15 protein-coding genes are annotated in these 15,354 nt (G+C 58.1%); 9 read left to right on the plus strand and 6 right to left on the minus strand.

Annotated features, from left to right (window positions below):
* The 4 genes from VE934_RS10270 to VE934_RS10285 form a co-directional block, all read right to left on the minus strand.
* A partial coding sequence (locus VE934_RS10270; protein ID WP_324887072.1) for a TRAP transporter large permease subunit occupies window positions 1–233 on the minus strand: 233 nt, incomplete at its 3' end.
* Window positions 234–269: 36 nt separating this feature from the next.
* Window positions 270–809 carry a TRAP transporter small permease gene (locus VE934_RS10275; protein WP_324887074.1) on the minus strand — a complete coding sequence of 180 codons (540 nt, stop codon included), beginning with the start codon at window positions 807–809 and terminating at the stop codon, window positions 270–272.
* An 89-nt stretch (window positions 810–898) separates the two neighbouring features.
* Window positions 899–1,882: a TRAP transporter substrate-binding protein gene (locus VE934_RS10280; protein WP_324887076.1), complete on the minus strand. Its 984-nt coding sequence runs from the start codon at window positions 1,880–1,882 to the stop codon at window positions 899–901.
* Window positions 1,883–1,953: 71 nt separating this feature from the next.
* On the minus strand, window positions 1,954–2,763 hold the full coding sequence (locus VE934_RS10285) for an NAD(P)-dependent oxidoreductase (RefSeq protein WP_324887078.1): 810 nt from the start codon (window positions 2,761–2,763) through the stop codon (window positions 1,954–1,956).
* Window positions 2,764–2,966: 203 nt separating this feature from the next.
* On the opposite strand from VE934_RS10285, the gene VE934_RS10290 reads away from it, so the two are divergent.
* From VE934_RS10290 to fghA, 9 genes are all read left to right on the plus strand, one after another.
* Complete coding sequence (locus VE934_RS10290) at window positions 2,967–3,722, plus strand: FadR/GntR family transcriptional regulator (RefSeq protein ID WP_324887080.1); 756 nt, start codon at window positions 2,967–2,969, stop codon at window positions 3,720–3,722.
* 109 nt (window positions 3,723–3,831) lie between these two features.
* Window positions 3,832–5,190, plus strand: coding sequence for a glucarate dehydratase (gene gudD, locus VE934_RS10295; protein WP_324887082.1), 1,359 nt, complete (start codon window positions 3,832–3,834; stop codon window positions 5,188–5,190).
* A gap of 334 nt (window positions 5,191–5,524) precedes the next feature.
* Window positions 5,525–5,851, plus strand: a complete 327-nt coding sequence (locus VE934_RS10300) for a winged helix-turn-helix transcriptional regulator (protein ID WP_324887084.1) — start codon at window positions 5,525–5,527, stop codon at window positions 5,849–5,851.
* A 257-nt stretch (window positions 5,852–6,108) separates the two neighbouring features.
* The gene (gene grpE / locus VE934_RS10305) at window positions 6,109–6,669 is read left to right on the plus strand and encodes a nucleotide exchange factor GrpE (protein WP_324887086.1); all 561 of its coding nucleotides are present in this window, start codon (window positions 6,109–6,111) and stop codon (window positions 6,667–6,669) included.
* Between the two features lie 129 nt (window positions 6,670–6,798).
* A complete protein-coding gene (gene dnaK, locus VE934_RS10310; protein ID WP_324887088.1) occupies window positions 6,799–8,739 on the plus strand; it encodes a molecular chaperone DnaK in 1,941 nt (646 codons plus the stop codon).
* Between the two features lie 113 nt (window positions 8,740–8,852).
* Complete coding sequence (gene dnaJ / locus VE934_RS10315) at window positions 8,853–9,998, plus strand: molecular chaperone DnaJ (RefSeq protein WP_324887090.1); 1,146 nt, start codon at window positions 8,853–8,855, stop codon at window positions 9,996–9,998.
* A 215-nt stretch (window positions 9,999–10,213) separates the two neighbouring features.
* A complete protein-coding gene (locus tag VE934_RS10320) occupies window positions 10,214–11,446 on the plus strand; it encodes an MFS transporter (RefSeq protein ID WP_324887092.1) in 1,233 nt (410 codons plus the stop codon).
* A 27-nt stretch (window positions 11,447–11,473) separates the two neighbouring features.
* Window positions 11,474–12,580 carry an S-(hydroxymethyl)glutathione dehydrogenase/class III alcohol dehydrogenase gene (locus VE934_RS10325; RefSeq protein ID WP_324887094.1) on the plus strand — a complete coding sequence of 369 codons (1,107 nt, stop codon included), beginning with the start codon at window positions 11,474–11,476 and terminating at the stop codon, window positions 12,578–12,580.
* 144 nt (window positions 12,581–12,724) lie between these two features.
* Window positions 12,725–13,591, plus strand: a complete 867-nt coding sequence (fghA, locus tag VE934_RS10330) for an S-formylglutathione hydrolase (protein WP_324887096.1) — start codon at window positions 12,725–12,727, stop codon at window positions 13,589–13,591.
* 19 nt (window positions 13,592–13,610) lie between these two features.
* On the opposite strand, the gene VE934_RS10335 is transcribed toward fghA, so the two are convergent.
* Both VE934_RS10335 and VE934_RS10340 read right to left on the minus strand, forming a co-directional pair.
* Complete coding sequence (locus tag VE934_RS10335; protein WP_324887098.1) at window positions 13,611–14,051, minus strand: GNAT family N-acetyltransferase; 441 nt, start codon at window positions 14,049–14,051, stop codon at window positions 13,611–13,613.
* Window positions 14,052–14,154: 103 nt separating this feature from the next.
* Window positions 14,155–15,240, minus strand: a complete 1,086-nt coding sequence (locus tag VE934_RS10340) for a PA0069 family radical SAM protein (protein ID WP_324887100.1) — start codon at window positions 15,238–15,240, stop codon at window positions 14,155–14,157.
* Window positions 15,241–15,354 lie beyond the last annotated feature (114 nt).

A 15,354-nucleotide genomic window follows, 5' to 3' on the forward strand; every position in this document is an offset into this window, starting at 1 on the left:
ACAATACGCTCGGCAATGCCGCCATAAAGCATCAGCTCACCGGCAAATACGAAGAAGGGAATGGCGAGAAAGGAAAACACCTGCATGCCGCCGACCATCTTCTGGAAGACGACAGGGACAGGAACGCCGGCGTACATCACAGTGGCCACCGACGCCAGGCCGATGGAAAACGCCACCGGCACGCCGACCAGCAGAAGAATGATGAAGGTAACGGAAAGAACAGCCAGTTCCATGATGATTTGCCTTGTCTCGAGAGCAGCTTGGTTGATTCAGTGCCAGGACGGCAGTACTTCCTCGCCGCGCAATAGCGCGAGGACGTGCTCGAACGAGAACAGCACGATGAGTGCGCCGGCGATCACCAGCGCAAGGTAGTCAAGCCCTGCGGGCAGGCCGAGCATGGGGTCCAGCTCGGTCCATTTGAGCTTGGTCCAGAGCCAGCCGCTGGAGACCATGATGCCGCCAAAGAGCGCCACCAGCAGGTGAATCAGTATTTCGATTTTCATCCGCATCCAGTCGGGCAGTAGGCCCACCAGCGACTCCAGGCCGATGTGCCCTGCGTCGCGCACGCCGACAGCAACACCCAGCGCAGTGATGAAAAGCACAAGCTGCAAGGCCAGCGCCTCGGTCCAGGTGGGCGTGTCGTTAAAAACATAACGCCCGACAACCTGCAATTGCACCGCGAGGATCAGGGTGATGAGGCCGCCAATGGCAATCATCAGGCTGATCTTGCTGATCACGCCACAGATGCGGTTGAAGAGGAGGTTCGCAGGCGGAAGCCGATGCGGCAGCTCAATGGGGAGTGGGGTCATGGGGGGGGCCGGCAGAACGGAAGAACGATCGAACAGTTGAAACCCAGAAGCACCCGCGCGGCACGTGCCACGCGGGTGGGGGTGGCAAGTTACTTGGTGTCTTGCGCGGCTTTCACCAAACGCTGAAGATCAGGCGTGTTGATGAACTTTGCGTAGACTGGCTTCATGGCGTCCTGGAACGACTTTTTGTCCACGTCCTTGACGATCTGCGAGCCCGACTTCAAAACGATGTCCAGAGCCTTGGCTTCCTGCTCGTCCCACTTCTGGCGCTGGAAGGTCACCGATTCCTTGGCCGCGGTACGGAACATTGACTGTTCTGCTGGCGTCAATTTGTCAAAGATAGCCTTGGAAATCACCAGCATCTCAGGCGCCATCGAGTGCTCGGTGTGCGAGTACACCTTCACAGCTTCGTAGTGCTTGAAGCCTTCGTAGGAAGGGATGTTGTTCTCAGCTGCGTCGATCAAACCGGTTTTGAGGGCGGTATAGACCTCAGCGGTAGGCATTGGCGTGGGGTTGGCACCCATGGCGGAAGCAAGCGCTACCCACAGATCCGACTGCTGAACGCGGATCTTCATGCCTTTGGTGTCAGCCAGTGTGCGCACGGGCTTTTTGGCGTAGATCGAACGTGCACCGCTGTCGTAGAACGCCAGACCAACCAGGCCCTGGCTTTCGCAGCCCTTGAGAATTTCTTCACCAACCGGGCCGTCCAGAACCCTGCGCATGTGCGGGATTGAGTTAAACAGGAAAGGCATGGTGGGCACCAGGCTCTTCGGGCAGATAGCGTTGAGCGAGCTGATGTTGATGCGGTTCATGTCCAGCGCACCGATCTTGACCTGGTCAAGCGTCTCTTTTTCGGAACCCAGGGCGCTCTTGTTGAACACCTTGATGGTGTACTTGCCACCACTTTGCTTGGACAGGGCCTCGCTCATGTGGCGCACGGCTGCGACGGTTGGATAGTCGTCGCTGTTGTGCACATCGGCGGAACGCAGCTCAACGGCCTGCGCGGCCATAGGCGCCGCAAATGCAAAGGAAGCCAGCGCTGCGGCGGCAATGAGGTGTCTGCGAAAAGTCATGGTTTGTCTCCTTGTTGGACGGGTTTAAAAGCTACTGACACGAAAAAAACGGATGTGCTGCGGGCTCTGCCTCAATCGGCAAAAGGGCCAGCTTTGACGAAGCCGCCGCCCTGAAACTGGACGGCAGGATCGCTGAGGTCGGGGGCATCTGTGCGAGCGTAGACCGCATCGCGGAAGATGTCGGAGCTGTCTTGCGGCTTGAAGCCAATATGTTGCGCACGGCTGTTGTCCCACCAGGTAACTGCGTTGTCCGACATGCCGAAAATAATGCTGTGACCCACCACCGGGCTTGTCAGGCATGCAGTGATAAGGCGGTGAAGGTCGTCGTAACTGAGCCAGGTGGCCAGCATGCGCCTGTCTCGCGGCTCTGGGAAAGATGAGCCAATCCGCACGCACACGGTCTCAATGCCGTAACGATCAAAGTAAAAGCGCGACAGGTCTTCGCCAAATGCCTTGCTCAGCCCGTACAGGCTGTCTGGCCGGGCTGGCACGTCGGCGTTGATCGTTTCGCTTTGACGGTAAAAACCCGTGACGTGATTGGAGCTGGCAAACACCACACGCTTGACGCCGTGCTTGCGTGCTGCCTCGTACAGGTTGTAAACACCAAGGATGTTGGCTTGCAGGATTGGGCCAAAAGGACCTTCAACCGACACGCCGCCCAGATGAACGATGGCGTCGACGCCCTCCACCATCGCATGGACTGCAACGGGGTCGGCCAAATCGCACAGCACAATTTCTTCGCCATCCGTGGCGGTGCCAAAATCGGTCCAGTCAGACAAACGCAGCGTGGTGCAATTGGCTTTGAGGCGCCCGCGGAGGGCCTTACCCAAGCCGCCGGCAGCACCGGTCAAAAGCAGTCTGTCATGAACCTTGATCGTCATAAATCTCTTTGTTGAAACCTGGTGGAACCTGAGGAAACGAAGCTGGACTTAAACGCTGGACTTTTTTACCAGTTTTGCTAAAGTCAATCGAATCTTTACACGTCAGTCATATGTTGTCTGATGACTTGAATTTTAGTGAAGGCTTTTTGAGTGTCAAGAGGATTTACCGCCCATAAGGGCAAACCCCTAGCCGAGAAAAGAACATGGAATCCAACCTGATTGCGCCACCCCTCGCCGAAGTCCTCCGCCCCCGGCGCCCGCGTGGGTTGGTATCGGAAATCGTAGACAGTCTGGCGGCCAGCATTCGTGAAGGTCAGTTGCAGCCGGGTGACAAGCTGCCTACCGAAGCGGAAATCATGGTCCGTTTTGATGTGAGCCGGACTGTGGTGCGCGAATCCATCTCAAAACTGCAGGCATCCGGGCTTGTTGAAACCCGGCACGGCATTGGCACATTCGTGATTCCCAACCGTGACGCAGGAAATTTCCGGATTGCCCCTGCTGACTTTGCCACCGTCGCCGACGTCATCTCGGTACTGGAGCTGCGTATTAGCCTGGAGACTGAGGCCGCGGGCCTGGCAGCCCAAAGGCGTACGACGGAAAACCTGGAGGCGCTGGCTACTGCCCTGCGCGCATTTCAGGATTCGATTCACGGCGACACCGACACCGTCCCGCCCGACTTCCAGTTTCATATGGAAGTGGCGCGCGCCACGGGTAACCGCCACTTCGAAGACTTGATGACTTATCTGGGGACGATGATTATTCCCCGTACACGGGTCAACACGCCGCAAAGCGCACCGGAAGGCCGGCTGAACTACCTTCAGCGCGTGAATGCAGAGCACGAAAACATTTACAACGCCATCCGCAGCCAGGATGCAGAAGCCGCACGCGCAGCCATGCGCACTCACCTTTCCAATAGCCGTGAACGCTTGAGCAAAGGTCAATCCGGCCCGCCCGTCTAAAGGTAGACAGCGGCAGTACCGGGGACAAGGGCGGACGAGGGTTATCCCTAATCAATCATGCCTGCGTCAGGTTGTACGATGACTGATCTTAAAGAATTCCCTAACTCTCATGCCAGATTCCGCCTCTTCCACCCCGCTCACGACCCAAACACCGCGTATTACCAGCCTTCGGGTCATCCCTGTCGCTGGTCACGACAGCATGTTGCTCAACCTGAGCGGCGCGCATGGGCCATTTTTCACACGCAACCTGCTGCTCCTGACAGACAGCTCCGGCAGAACGGGTGTGGGCGAGGTGCCGGGCGGCGAGAAGATTCGCCAGACACTTGAAGATGCCCGCCCTCTTATAGAAGGCCAGGCGCTGGGTGACTGGAACAAAGTCCTTAACAGCATGCGAAGTGGCTTTGCTGACCGCGACAGTGCAGGACGGGGAAGCCAGACCTTTGACCTGCGGGTGACGATTCACGCCGTCACAGCCGTGGAAAGCGCGCTGCTCGATCTGCTGGGTCAGTTTCTGGATGTGCCAGTGGCTGCCTTGTTGGGCGATGGCCAGCAGCGCGACTCGGTGGCAATGCTCGGTTACCTGTTTTATGTCGGCGACAAAAGCAAAACCGACCTGCCCTACCTCAGCGACGCGGGCGCAAGTGATGACTGGAAGCGCCTGCGGCATGAACCAGCCATGGACGCGAAAGCCGTGGTGCGCCTGGCTGAGGCGGCCTACCACCGCTACGGCTTCAAGGATTTCAAACTCAAGGGCGGCGTGCTGCGCGGCGAGGAAGAAGTTGAAGCCATCGTGGCGCTGTCAGAGCGCTTTCCCAATGCGCGTATCACGCTGGACCCGAACGGCGGCTGGTTGCTGAAAGATGCAGTCCGCCTTTGCCGCGACCGTCACAAGGAGCTGGCTTACGCAGAAGACCCGTGCGGCGCCGAAGGCGTGTTCTCGGGCCGTGAAGTGATGGCAGAGTTTCGCCGCGCAACGGGCCTGATGACAGCCACCAACATGGTGGCCACCGATTGGCGCGAAATGGCGCACACCATCTCTTTGCAGTGTGTCGATATTCCGCTGGCCGACCCGCACTTTTGGACCTTGCAAGGCTCTGTGCGTGTGGCCCAGATGTGCCAGACATGGGGACTGACCTGGGGATCACACTCCAACAACCATTTTGATGTGTCACTGGCGATGTTCACCCACGTGGCTGCAGCCGCGCCAGGCAAGGTTACCGCCATCGACACACATTGGATCTGGCAAGACGGCCAGCGCCTGACAAAAAATCCACTGCAAATTGTTGATGGCAGCGTCGCTGTTCCGAAAAAGCCCGGCCTGGGCGTTGAGCTTGACATGGCTGAAGTTGAGAAAGCTCATCAGCTTTACCTCAAGCATGGCCTGGGCGCGCGTGATGACGCGGTGGCAATGCAATACCTGGTTCCGAACTGGAAGTTCAACAACAAGATGCCTTGCATGGTCCGTTAAGGATCAGATCCTCAGCGCGCGGCCCGTAGCGCATGGGCCTGCCGCACGAGGCCGCGTGCGCGCGCAGGGCTGCGCAATTTCGGGCCTACACCTGTTGACCTTCGTCCCTGCGCGCTTGCCTAATTAACGGCAGCGCTTGGCCCGTGCATGTCTATTTGTTCGGAAGCTCTATCCCATCCTGTGTCGTTTTTCAAGCCTTTTTGGCTGGAAGGCTACACCCTATGGGCGAAGTTAGCTATAAAAGCAGTAGCAGCGCAAAATTTGAGCTATATTTCTGGTTGAGCGCGTGCTTACCCGATTAATCTGAAGAATAAGTGACCAGGAGATATTCCCCATGAGTGCCAAAGAAAATGCTGCAGTCGGCCAACTGTTTGAGCTGCTTGAATCACGTTATGCATTGCGCGTTCTCTGGGCACTGAAAGATGGTCATCCGCAGACTTTCCGCCTGTTGCAGGACAGCGTTGGCAGCATCACACCCAACACGCTCAACACCCGCATCAAAGAGTTGCGTGCCGCCGGCCTGATGGGTCACGGTACTGATGGCTACATCGTTACGACCCTGGGCGCCGACCTGCTCAAGCGTCTGAACGACATGCAGGCATTTGCCGGCAAGTGGCAGCTCAGCCAGGTCAAGGCAGCAGGCACCGTTAAAAAGAAATAAGCAGCCACGCGCCGCAAAGAAGACAGGCCAAGCGCCTGTCTTTTTATTTGGGGGCGACACATTTGACAGGTCGCAAAGACTTTTGAGGCGCTCCCAATTGGATCGTGTGTGCGAGGCCCGTTTCGGCCTTCATTAAAATCTCCGTTCCCCCGCCCTGCGGGGCGCGCATCGTGCCGCAAGGCACAATCCCCTGTCTTGAAAAGGGCTTTGCTGCCCCCAGTTAGCTCTCTTGTCCCTTTGAATAAGCCACTTTCGCCATGTCTGACAATCCACAAACCGAACAGAATCAAGAACTTACAGGTGCCCCCAGCCCTGAAGAGCTGGAGGCCGCACAGGCCGCCAACGAAACCGATGCGCTGTCTGCGGCCCAGGCCGATGTAGCCCTGCTACAGGCCAAAAACTCCGAACTGGCAGACAACTTTTTGCGAGCCAAGGCCGAGGCTGAAAATGCCCGCCGCCGCGCGGACGAAGAAATTGCCAAGGCGCGCAAATTTGCAGTTGAGAGTTTTGCCGAAAGCTTGCTCCCGGTGACGGACAGCCTCGAAGCCGGCCTGGCCATCAAGGACGCCTCGCCAGAGCAGCTCCGCGAAGGCGCAGAAGCGACCCTGAAACAACTCAAGAGCGCGCTCGAGCGCAACCGGGTCATGGAGATCAATCCCGCCGCTGGTACCCGCTTTGACCCGCATCAGCATCAGGCCATCAGCGTGGTGCCAGCAGAACAGGATGCCAACACTGTGGTGAGTGTTCTGCAAAAAGGCTTCCTCATCGCGGACCGCGTATTGCGCCCGGCGCTCGTTACGGTAACCGCACCTAAATAGCCAAAAAAATCAGTTGCTGCACTTGAAGTTGGAAAAGTTATCCACAAGTCTTCAACACAGTCTTTCAGAGTGGCCTGAGTACAGTCCACCCTTCAAAATTTTTAACGAATTCAAATAGCAGGAGTCATCATGGGAAGAATCATCGGTATCGATCTGGGCACCACCAACAGCTGCGTGTCTGTCATGGAAGGCAACACGCCCCGCGTCATCGAAAACTCGGAAGGCGCGCGCACCACGCCCTCCATCGTTGCTTATCAGGAAGACGGCGAAGTGCTGGTCGGTACATCCGCCAAGCGCCAGGCTGTTACCAATCCCAAGAACACCCTGTACGCCGTCAAACGCCTGATCGGCCGCAAGTTCAGCGAGAAAGAAGTCCAGAAGGACATCGCACTCATGCCTTACGCCATCGTGGCTGCCGACAACGGCGACGCCTGGGTTGAAGTGCGCGGCAAAAAACTCTCTGCACAACAGGTCAGCGCCGACATTCTGCGCAAGATGAAAAAAACCGCCGAAGACTACCTTGGCGAGCCAGTGACCGACGCCGTGATCACGGTGCCTGCGTACTTCAACGACGCCCAGCGTCAGGCCACCAAAGACGCGGGCCGCATTGCCGGCCTCGATGTCAAACGCATCATCAACGAGCCCACTGCTGCTGCACTGGCCTTTGGCCTGGACAAGCAGGAAAAAGGCGACCGCAAGATTGCGGTGTATGACCTGGGTGGCGGCACGTTCGACATCTCCATCATCGAGATTGCCGACGTCGATGGTGAAAAACAATTTGAAGTGCTGTCCACCAACGGTGACACCTTCCTCGGCGGTGAAGACTTTGACCAGCGCGTCATCGACTACATCGTTGCCGAGTTCAAGAAGGACAGCGGCATTGATCTGAGCAAAGACGTGGTGGCCCTGCAGCGTCTCAAAGACTCTGCAGAAAAAGCCAAGATCGAGCTGTCCAACAGCGCGCAGACCGAAGTCAACATTCCCTACATTGCACACGACCCTGCATCTGGCCCGAAGCATTTGCTGGTCAAGCTCACCCGCGCCAAGCTGGAGAGCCTGGTTGACGAGCTGATCGAGCGCACGATCGCCCCTTGCCGCACCGCCATGAAGGACGCTGGCCTGAGCGTCTCCGACATCCATGACGTGATCCTGGTCGGTGGCCAGACCCGTATGCCCAAGGTGCAGGAAAAGGTCAAGGAGTTCTTCGGCAAGGAGCCACGCAAGGACGTGAACCCTGACGAGGCTGTGGCCGTGGGCGCCGCCATTCAGGGTCAGGTTCTGTCTGGTGACCGAACCGACGTGTTGCTGCTGGACGTGACGCCACTGTCTTTGGGCATTGAGACCATGGGCGGCGTGATGACCAAGATGATCAAGAAGAACACGACCATCCCGACCAAATTTGCGCAGACTTTCTCAACCGCTGAAGACAACCAGCCTGCGGTGACCATCAAGGTGTACCAGGGCGAGCGTGAGCTGGCCACCGGCAACAAGGCGCTGGGCGAATTCAACCTTGAAGGCATTCCACCAGCCGCACGTGGCACGCCGCAAATTGAAGTGTCCTTTGACATTGACGCCAACGGTATCCTGCACGTTGGCGCCAAGGACAAAGGCACCGGTAAGGAAAACAAGATCACCATCAAGGCCAACTCCGGTTTGTCAGAAGCCGAGATTCAGCAAATGGTGAAAGACGCCGAACTGCACGCAGCCGACGACAAAGAGCGCGTTGAGTTTGTTCAGGCCAAGAACAACGCCGAGGCCATGGTGCACAGCGTGAAGAAGTCGCTGGTCGAGTACGGCGACAAGCTGGACGCTGGCGAGAAGGAAAAAATCGAAGCCGCCATCAAGGACATGGAAGAAGCACTGAAAGGCGAAAGCAAGGACACCATCGAAGCGAAAAACGCAGCGTTGATGGATGCAAGCCAGAAGCTCGGCGAAAAAATGTACGCGGACATGCAGGCAACACAGGCCGCGCAGGGTGCTGACGCGCCTGCAGGCGAAGATGCCGCGGCCAAGCCGGCTGCCGATGACAACGTGGTGGACGCGGAAGTCAAGGAAGTCAAAAAGGGTTGATCCCTTGCTGAGTGCACGCCTTACGGCAGCGAAGCGGAATCGGGAGGTTTTCTTCCGCATTCCGCTTTGCCGCTTCCGGGCTTTGAGAGCTTTCTAACTGAACACGCAATTTCATGGCCATCAAAAAAGACTACTACGACACACTGGGCGTCCCCAAAAACGCCAGTGATGAAGACATCAAAAAAGCCTATCGCAAGCTGGCGATGAAGCATCACCCTGACCGCAACCAGGGCGACAGCAGCAAGGCGGCAGAAGAAAAATTCAAGGAAGCCAAAGAGGCTTACGAGATGCTTTCTGACGGGCAAAAACGTGCGGCCTATGATCAGTACGGCCACGCCGGCGTAGACCCGAATCGCGGTGGCGGCGGCCCGGGTGCTGAGGGCTTTGGTGGTTTTGCCGAGGCCTTTGGCGACATTTTTGGTGACGTGTTTGGTGCGCAGCAGCGCGGTGGTCAGCGCGGCGGACGGCAGGTTTACCGTGGCGGCGATCTCAGCTACGCCATGGAAATCACCCTGGAAGAAGCTGCCACGGGCAAAGATGCGCAGATCCGCATCCCGAGCTGGGACGACTGCAACACCTGCCACGGCACCGGTGCCAAGCCTGGCACCAAGGTGGTCACCTGCACCACCTGCCACGGCCACGGCGTGGTGCAGATGCGCCAGGGCTTTTTCAGCGTGCAGCAAACCTGCCCTCAGTGCAAGGGCACCGGCAAGCTGATCCCCGAGCCCTGTATGTCTTGCCACGGCGTTGGCAAAACCAAAAACAACAAGACGCTGGAAGTCAAAATCCCGGCCGGCATTGACGGCGGCATGCGCATCCGCTCTACCGGAAACGGCGAGCCAGGAACCAATGGCGGACCTCCGGGCGACCTGTACATCGAGATCCGGCTCAAGAAGCATGACATCTTTGAGCGCGACGGCGACGATCTGCACTGCGTGGTGCCTATCGGCATGGCGGCAGCGGCTCTGGGTGGCGAGATTGAAGTCCCCACCCTCGCTGGCAAGGCAGCCATCGACATTCCTGAAGGCACGCAGACCGGCAAGCAGTTCCGACTGCGCGGCAAGGGCGTCAAGGGCGTGCGCTCAAGCTACCCGGGCGACCTGTATTGCCACATCACTGTGGAAACACCGGTCAAGCTCACCGAGCATCAGCGCAAGCTCTTCAAGGAGCTGGACGAGTCCATCAAAAAAGGGGGTGCCAAACATTCGCCGACCGAAGAGACCTGGACCGACAAGCTCAAGAGCTTCTTCGCGCCCTGAGCTCCGCGGGCAATTTGCTACTCTTTCAATAGCAAGCTCTGCCCGTCATGATTGGGCATATTGGCATTTTCTTTCGAGATGTCCGTACGCACTTGAGCGCGGGGTCCACCAGACCCCTGTGACACTCCGCACAACACCCAGCAAAAGGTCTTGTGCGGCACTCCAGCGCCAACACACCAGGTCCAGTAAAGTCGCCTGTTGTTTTCAGGGACCTCATGACAACTGCGCTGACACCCAAACGCGAACTGTGGCTGCTTCTCACGCTGGCGGGCATCCAGTTCACACACATCGTCGACTTCATGGTCATGATGCCGCTGGGCCCCCAGTTCACCCAGCTTTTCAACATCAGTGACGCAAAATTTGGGCTGCTGGTTTCGGCCTATACCTTTGCGGCAGGCGCGTCAGGTTTGCTCGCCTCTTTGTATGTTGACCGCTTTGGCCGCAAGAAGCTGCTGCTGACGCTGTACGTGCTTTTTGCGCTGGCCACTCTGGCCTGTGCGCTGGCGCCCACTTATGACACGCTGATGCTGGCGCGTATTGCGGCGGGTACCTTTGGCGGCGTGATGGCGGCCATGACGCAAACCATCGTGGCTGACGTGATCCCGTTTGAACGGCGCGGTCGGGCCATGGCGGTGGTCATGTCATCGTTCTCTGTGGCATCGGTGGCAGGGGTTCCCATCGGGTTGTTTCTGGCCGCCCGCCTTGGGTGGCACGCACCCTTTTATGCCATTGCGGCCACCAGCGGCTTGCTGGCGTTAGGCGCCTGGCTCACCCTGCCGCCGCTAACCGAGCACTTAAAGCACGAGCGGAAATCGGCCATTGGCAGCATTGCGCAAGTGCTGCGCGACAAAAACCATCTCAAGGCGTTTGCCTTCAGCGCCTTGTTGATGTTTGGCGGATTTGCCTTGATCCCCTACATCACCATTTTTGTCACAACCAACGGCGGTTTCAGCGCAACGCAGGTGCCTTACCTATACCTCTGCGGCGGGGCCGCTACGCTGGTCACGGCGCGCTATATCGGCCGGTTTACAGACTCGGTCGGCAAGGCAAAAATGTTCAGCATCATGGCGGTGTTTGCGATTGTCCCCATGCTGTTGTTAACCCAGAGCGCCGGATTTGGCATGTGGGGCATCTTGCTGGTGAGCACAACATTGTTCATCGGCTTGAACGGGCGTATGGTGCCGGGCATGGCGCTGGTGTCCAGCGCCGCCGATCCCAAGCTCCGGGGCACCTTTATGGCCCTGAATTCTTCCGTGCAATCGGCGGCCATGGGCGCTGCGGCGTTTGTGGGCGGCTTGATCATCAGCCGCGACGCGCAGGGAATGGTGCAAAATTTCTGGGGCAATGCCCTGGTAGGTGTGGTCGCCACTTTTTTCAGCTTGTGGCTGGTGGGCCGCCTGCATTTGTACGGCGCGCCGCCTTCCATTCCCGCGGGTCGCCCTGCCTGATTTTAAATAGCCACTCAAGAGGTCATCATGAAAACAAAAGCCGCCGTTGCCTGGAAATCAGGTGAGCCTCTCACCATCGAAACCGTGGACCTGCAAGGGCCGAAATTTGGCGAAGTGCTGGTCGAGATCAAGGCCACCGGCATCTGCCACACGGACTACTACACCCTCTCCGGTGCTGACCCGGAAGGGATTTTCCCGGCCATCCTCGGCCATGAAGGCGCGGGCATCGTCGTGGACGTGGGGCCGGGTGTGACCACCCTGCAAAAAGGCGATCACGTGATTCCGCTCTACACGCCCGAGTGCCGGCAATGCAAGTTTTGCCTCTCGCGCAAAACCAATCTTTGCCAGCTGATACGCGGCACACAGGGCAAGGGCCTGATGCCAGACGCCACCAGCCGTTTCAGCCTGGACGGCAAGCCCATCTTTCATTACATGGGTACCAGCACCTTCAGCAACTACACGGTGGCGCCAGAAATTTCGCTGGCAAAAATTCGCAAGGACGCACCTTTTGACAAGGTCTGCTACATCGGCTGCGGCGTGACCACAGGCATTGGTGCAGTGCTGTTCACCGCCAAGGTAGAGGCTGGCGCAAATGTGGTCGTGTTCGGTCTGGGCGGCATTGGCCTGAATGTGATTCAGGGCGCAAAAATGGTGGGTGCGGACAAGATCATCGGTGTCGACATCAATCCTGCGCGGCAGGAGATGGCGCGCAAGTTTGGCATGACGCATTTCATCAACCCCAAAACAACCGAAAACGTTGTCGACGCGATCGTGCAGCTGACCGATGGCGGCGCCGACTACAGCTTTGAATGCATAGGCAACACCAAGGTCATGCGCCAGGCCCTGGAGTGCACGCACAAGGGCTGGGGGCGCAGCATCATCATTGGCGTGGCGGAGGCCGGCGCCGAGATCAGCACGCGGCCCTTTCAACTGGTCACTGGCCGCAAATGGGAGGGCTCAGCCTTCGGCGGGGCCCGTGGCCGCACCGATGTCCCGAAAATTGTCGACTGGTACATGGAAGGCAAGATCAACATCGATGACCTGATCACACACACCATGCCGCTGGAAGACATCAACAAGGGTTTTGATTTGATGAAGACCGGTGAATCGATTCGCGGAGTTGTGCTGTATTAGCTATTGCCCCCACGTTCGTTCACTGAACTTCCGCTCGTCCTGAGCTTGTCGAAGGGCCCTTCGTCGTGCTCAGGACAGGCTTCGACAAGCTCAGCCCGAACGGTGTGGTGTCATGAATGACGAACACATAAACACGAGATCCCCATGACAACCCAACTCGAACTTCTCAGCGAACACGGCTGCTTCGGCGGTGTGCAGCGCTTTTACAAGCATGACTCGCGCGAGATCGGCTTGCCCATGCGGTTTTCGGTGTTTCTGCCGCAGCAGGCATCGCACGGCCCTGTACCCGCCGTGATGTACCTGGCAGGGTTAAATTGTAACGAAGAAACTTTCATGGCCAAAGCGGGTGCACAGCGTTTGGCGGCGGAACTCGGTCTGGCACTGATCGCACCTGACACCAGTCCACGCGGCGCGAATGTGGCTGGCGAGGCAAACAGCTGGGATTTCGGCGTAGGAGCGGGCTTCTATCTCGATGCGAAGCAGGCTCCGTGGTCGCAGAACTGGCGCATGGAAAGGTACATCACGGCGGAGCTGTTGCCACTGATCACGGGTGCACTACCGATTGATGCAGGCCGCATCGGCATCTTCGGCCACTCCATGGGCGGTCATGGTGCGCTGACTTTGGCGCTGCGGCATCCCGGCCTTTTCAAGTCACTGTCCGCCTTTGCGCCCATCTGTGCACCCAGCCAGTGCCCCTGGGGGCGCAAGGCATTTGGCGGATATCTGGGCAACGATGCATCAGGCTGGGCGGCGCATGACGCCACCGCGCTCATGAACCAACTTCGTCACGCGCCCTACCCCGGCGGGATTCGCATTGATCAGGGACTAGCCGACAAATTTCTGGCTGAGCAGCTGTACCCCGAGTTGTTTGAATCCGCCTGCGCCCAGGCAGGCCAGCCGCTGGAATTGCATCGCCATGCCGGGTATGACCATGGTTATTACTTCGTCGCCAGTTTCATGGCTGAACATCTGCATCACCATGCGCGGCAACTTGGCGCTGTAACAGCGTGAGTCACCCGAGCGCTACGCCTCAGGTGTCGCTGATCAAGCCGCTTTGAAGAGCTTGGTCCTCATTGGCAAAAATTGCCATCGCGGTAAGCATGCGTTTGAATCCAAGCTTGCGGTAAAACGGCTCTTTACCAGCCACCGCGTACAGGATGATTTTCTTGTGGCCACCGGAAAGCCGCACAAGTGCCGCCACCATGTCCTTGCCCATGCCTGAGCCCTGGCGGTCCGGCGCAACCGCGATGTCGCAGATGTAAGAGCAGTCCTTGCCGTCTGCCACCGCGCGGCCTGCCGCAATCAACTGGCCAGCGTCATACACAAAACACTTGAACATGCTGTTGGAAAACACCAGTTGAAGGTCCGCCGGCTTTTTGTCACCCAGTGGGGCCGCCCGGTACAGGTGTGAAAGCTCTTCCCAATCCGAAGCCGTCATGCCTTCCGATGAATATTTCCACTCAAGCGCCACGGTTTGTTCCTCTCGTTTAACACGGTTTTCGTGCCTGTCTTGTCAAACCGGCTCGAAGCAAACAGTTTGAACTATAGCTTCGGCCAATGGCCGCCGCAGCGTCTTAAAACAGGTCGCCCTGCCCCGAAACGCTGGGGGCGCGAAACTGACTCACATCGAGCTCTATACGTTCCCGGTTAAAGCCAAAACGCTGGCAAGCTTTCTGAAAACGCTGGCGAACCAGGTCTGACCACAAGCCGGAGCCTTTCATGCGCGTGGCGAAATCGGCGTCATAGTCTTTACCGCCCCGCATCTCGTGGATATGCGACATGATGCGCGCGGCACGCAGCGGGTAATGAACCTCCAGCCATTGCTTGAACAGCGGCGCCACCTCCCAGGGCAAGCGAATCACATGGTAAAACGCCGAGCGCGCCCCGGCATCCCATGCGGCTTCCAGCACCTGCTCCATGTCGTCGGTCACGAACGGGATGTGCGGCGCAAGGCTCACGCCCACAGGCACGCCATGCTCGGCCAGTGCGCGAATGGTGCGCAGCCGTCTGTGGGGTGCCGCGGCGCGTGGCTCCAGCTTGCGCGCCACCTCGCCATCCAGCGTTGTGATCGTGATGTACACAGCAGCCAGCTTTCGGGCTGCCATGGGTGCAATCAAATCGAGGTCGCGCTCGACGCTGCTGGACTTGGTGACAAGGGAAAACGGGTGCCCGACCTCCTGCATGAGTTCAATCACGCTGCGCGTCAGGCGCAGCTCGCGCTCAATGGGTTGATAACAATCGGTGGCCGATCCGATGTTGATCAGCTTTGGCAGGTAGCTCCGTTTGGCAAGGTCCGCACGCAGCACTTCCACGATGTTGCGCTTGGCAATGAGCTTGGTTTCGAAATCCAGTCCGGGCGACAGATTCAGATAACTGTGGGTTGGCCGTGCATAACAGTAAATGCAGCCATGCTCGCAACCCCGGTACGGGTTGACCGAGTAGTCGAAATGAATATCAGGTGAATCATTGCGGCTGATGGCGCTGCGCGCGTCTTCAAAAGTCACCTCGGTTGATGGCTGCGTTTCCTCCGCGAGTGAGTCTTCCAGCGTGCCCCAGCCGTCGTCCCAGGCATCACGCGCGTCCCTGGAAAAGCGGTGCGCCATGCGCGTGGATGTGCCGCGGCCCTTGATGGCGTGCAGGGGAATACGGACTTCGGACATGAGAATCAGCGGATCTATTAAATACTGTATTAATAAACAGTATATTCCCGCCGATCGGGACTCGCAAGGATTCATTTGCTATGTTTTATATAGCAATTAACGCCCGAGTATAAA

Source organism: Polaromonas sp. (assembly GCF_035638815.1).
Lineage (GTDB): Bacteria > Pseudomonadota > Gammaproteobacteria > Burkholderiales > Burkholderiaceae_C > Polaromonas.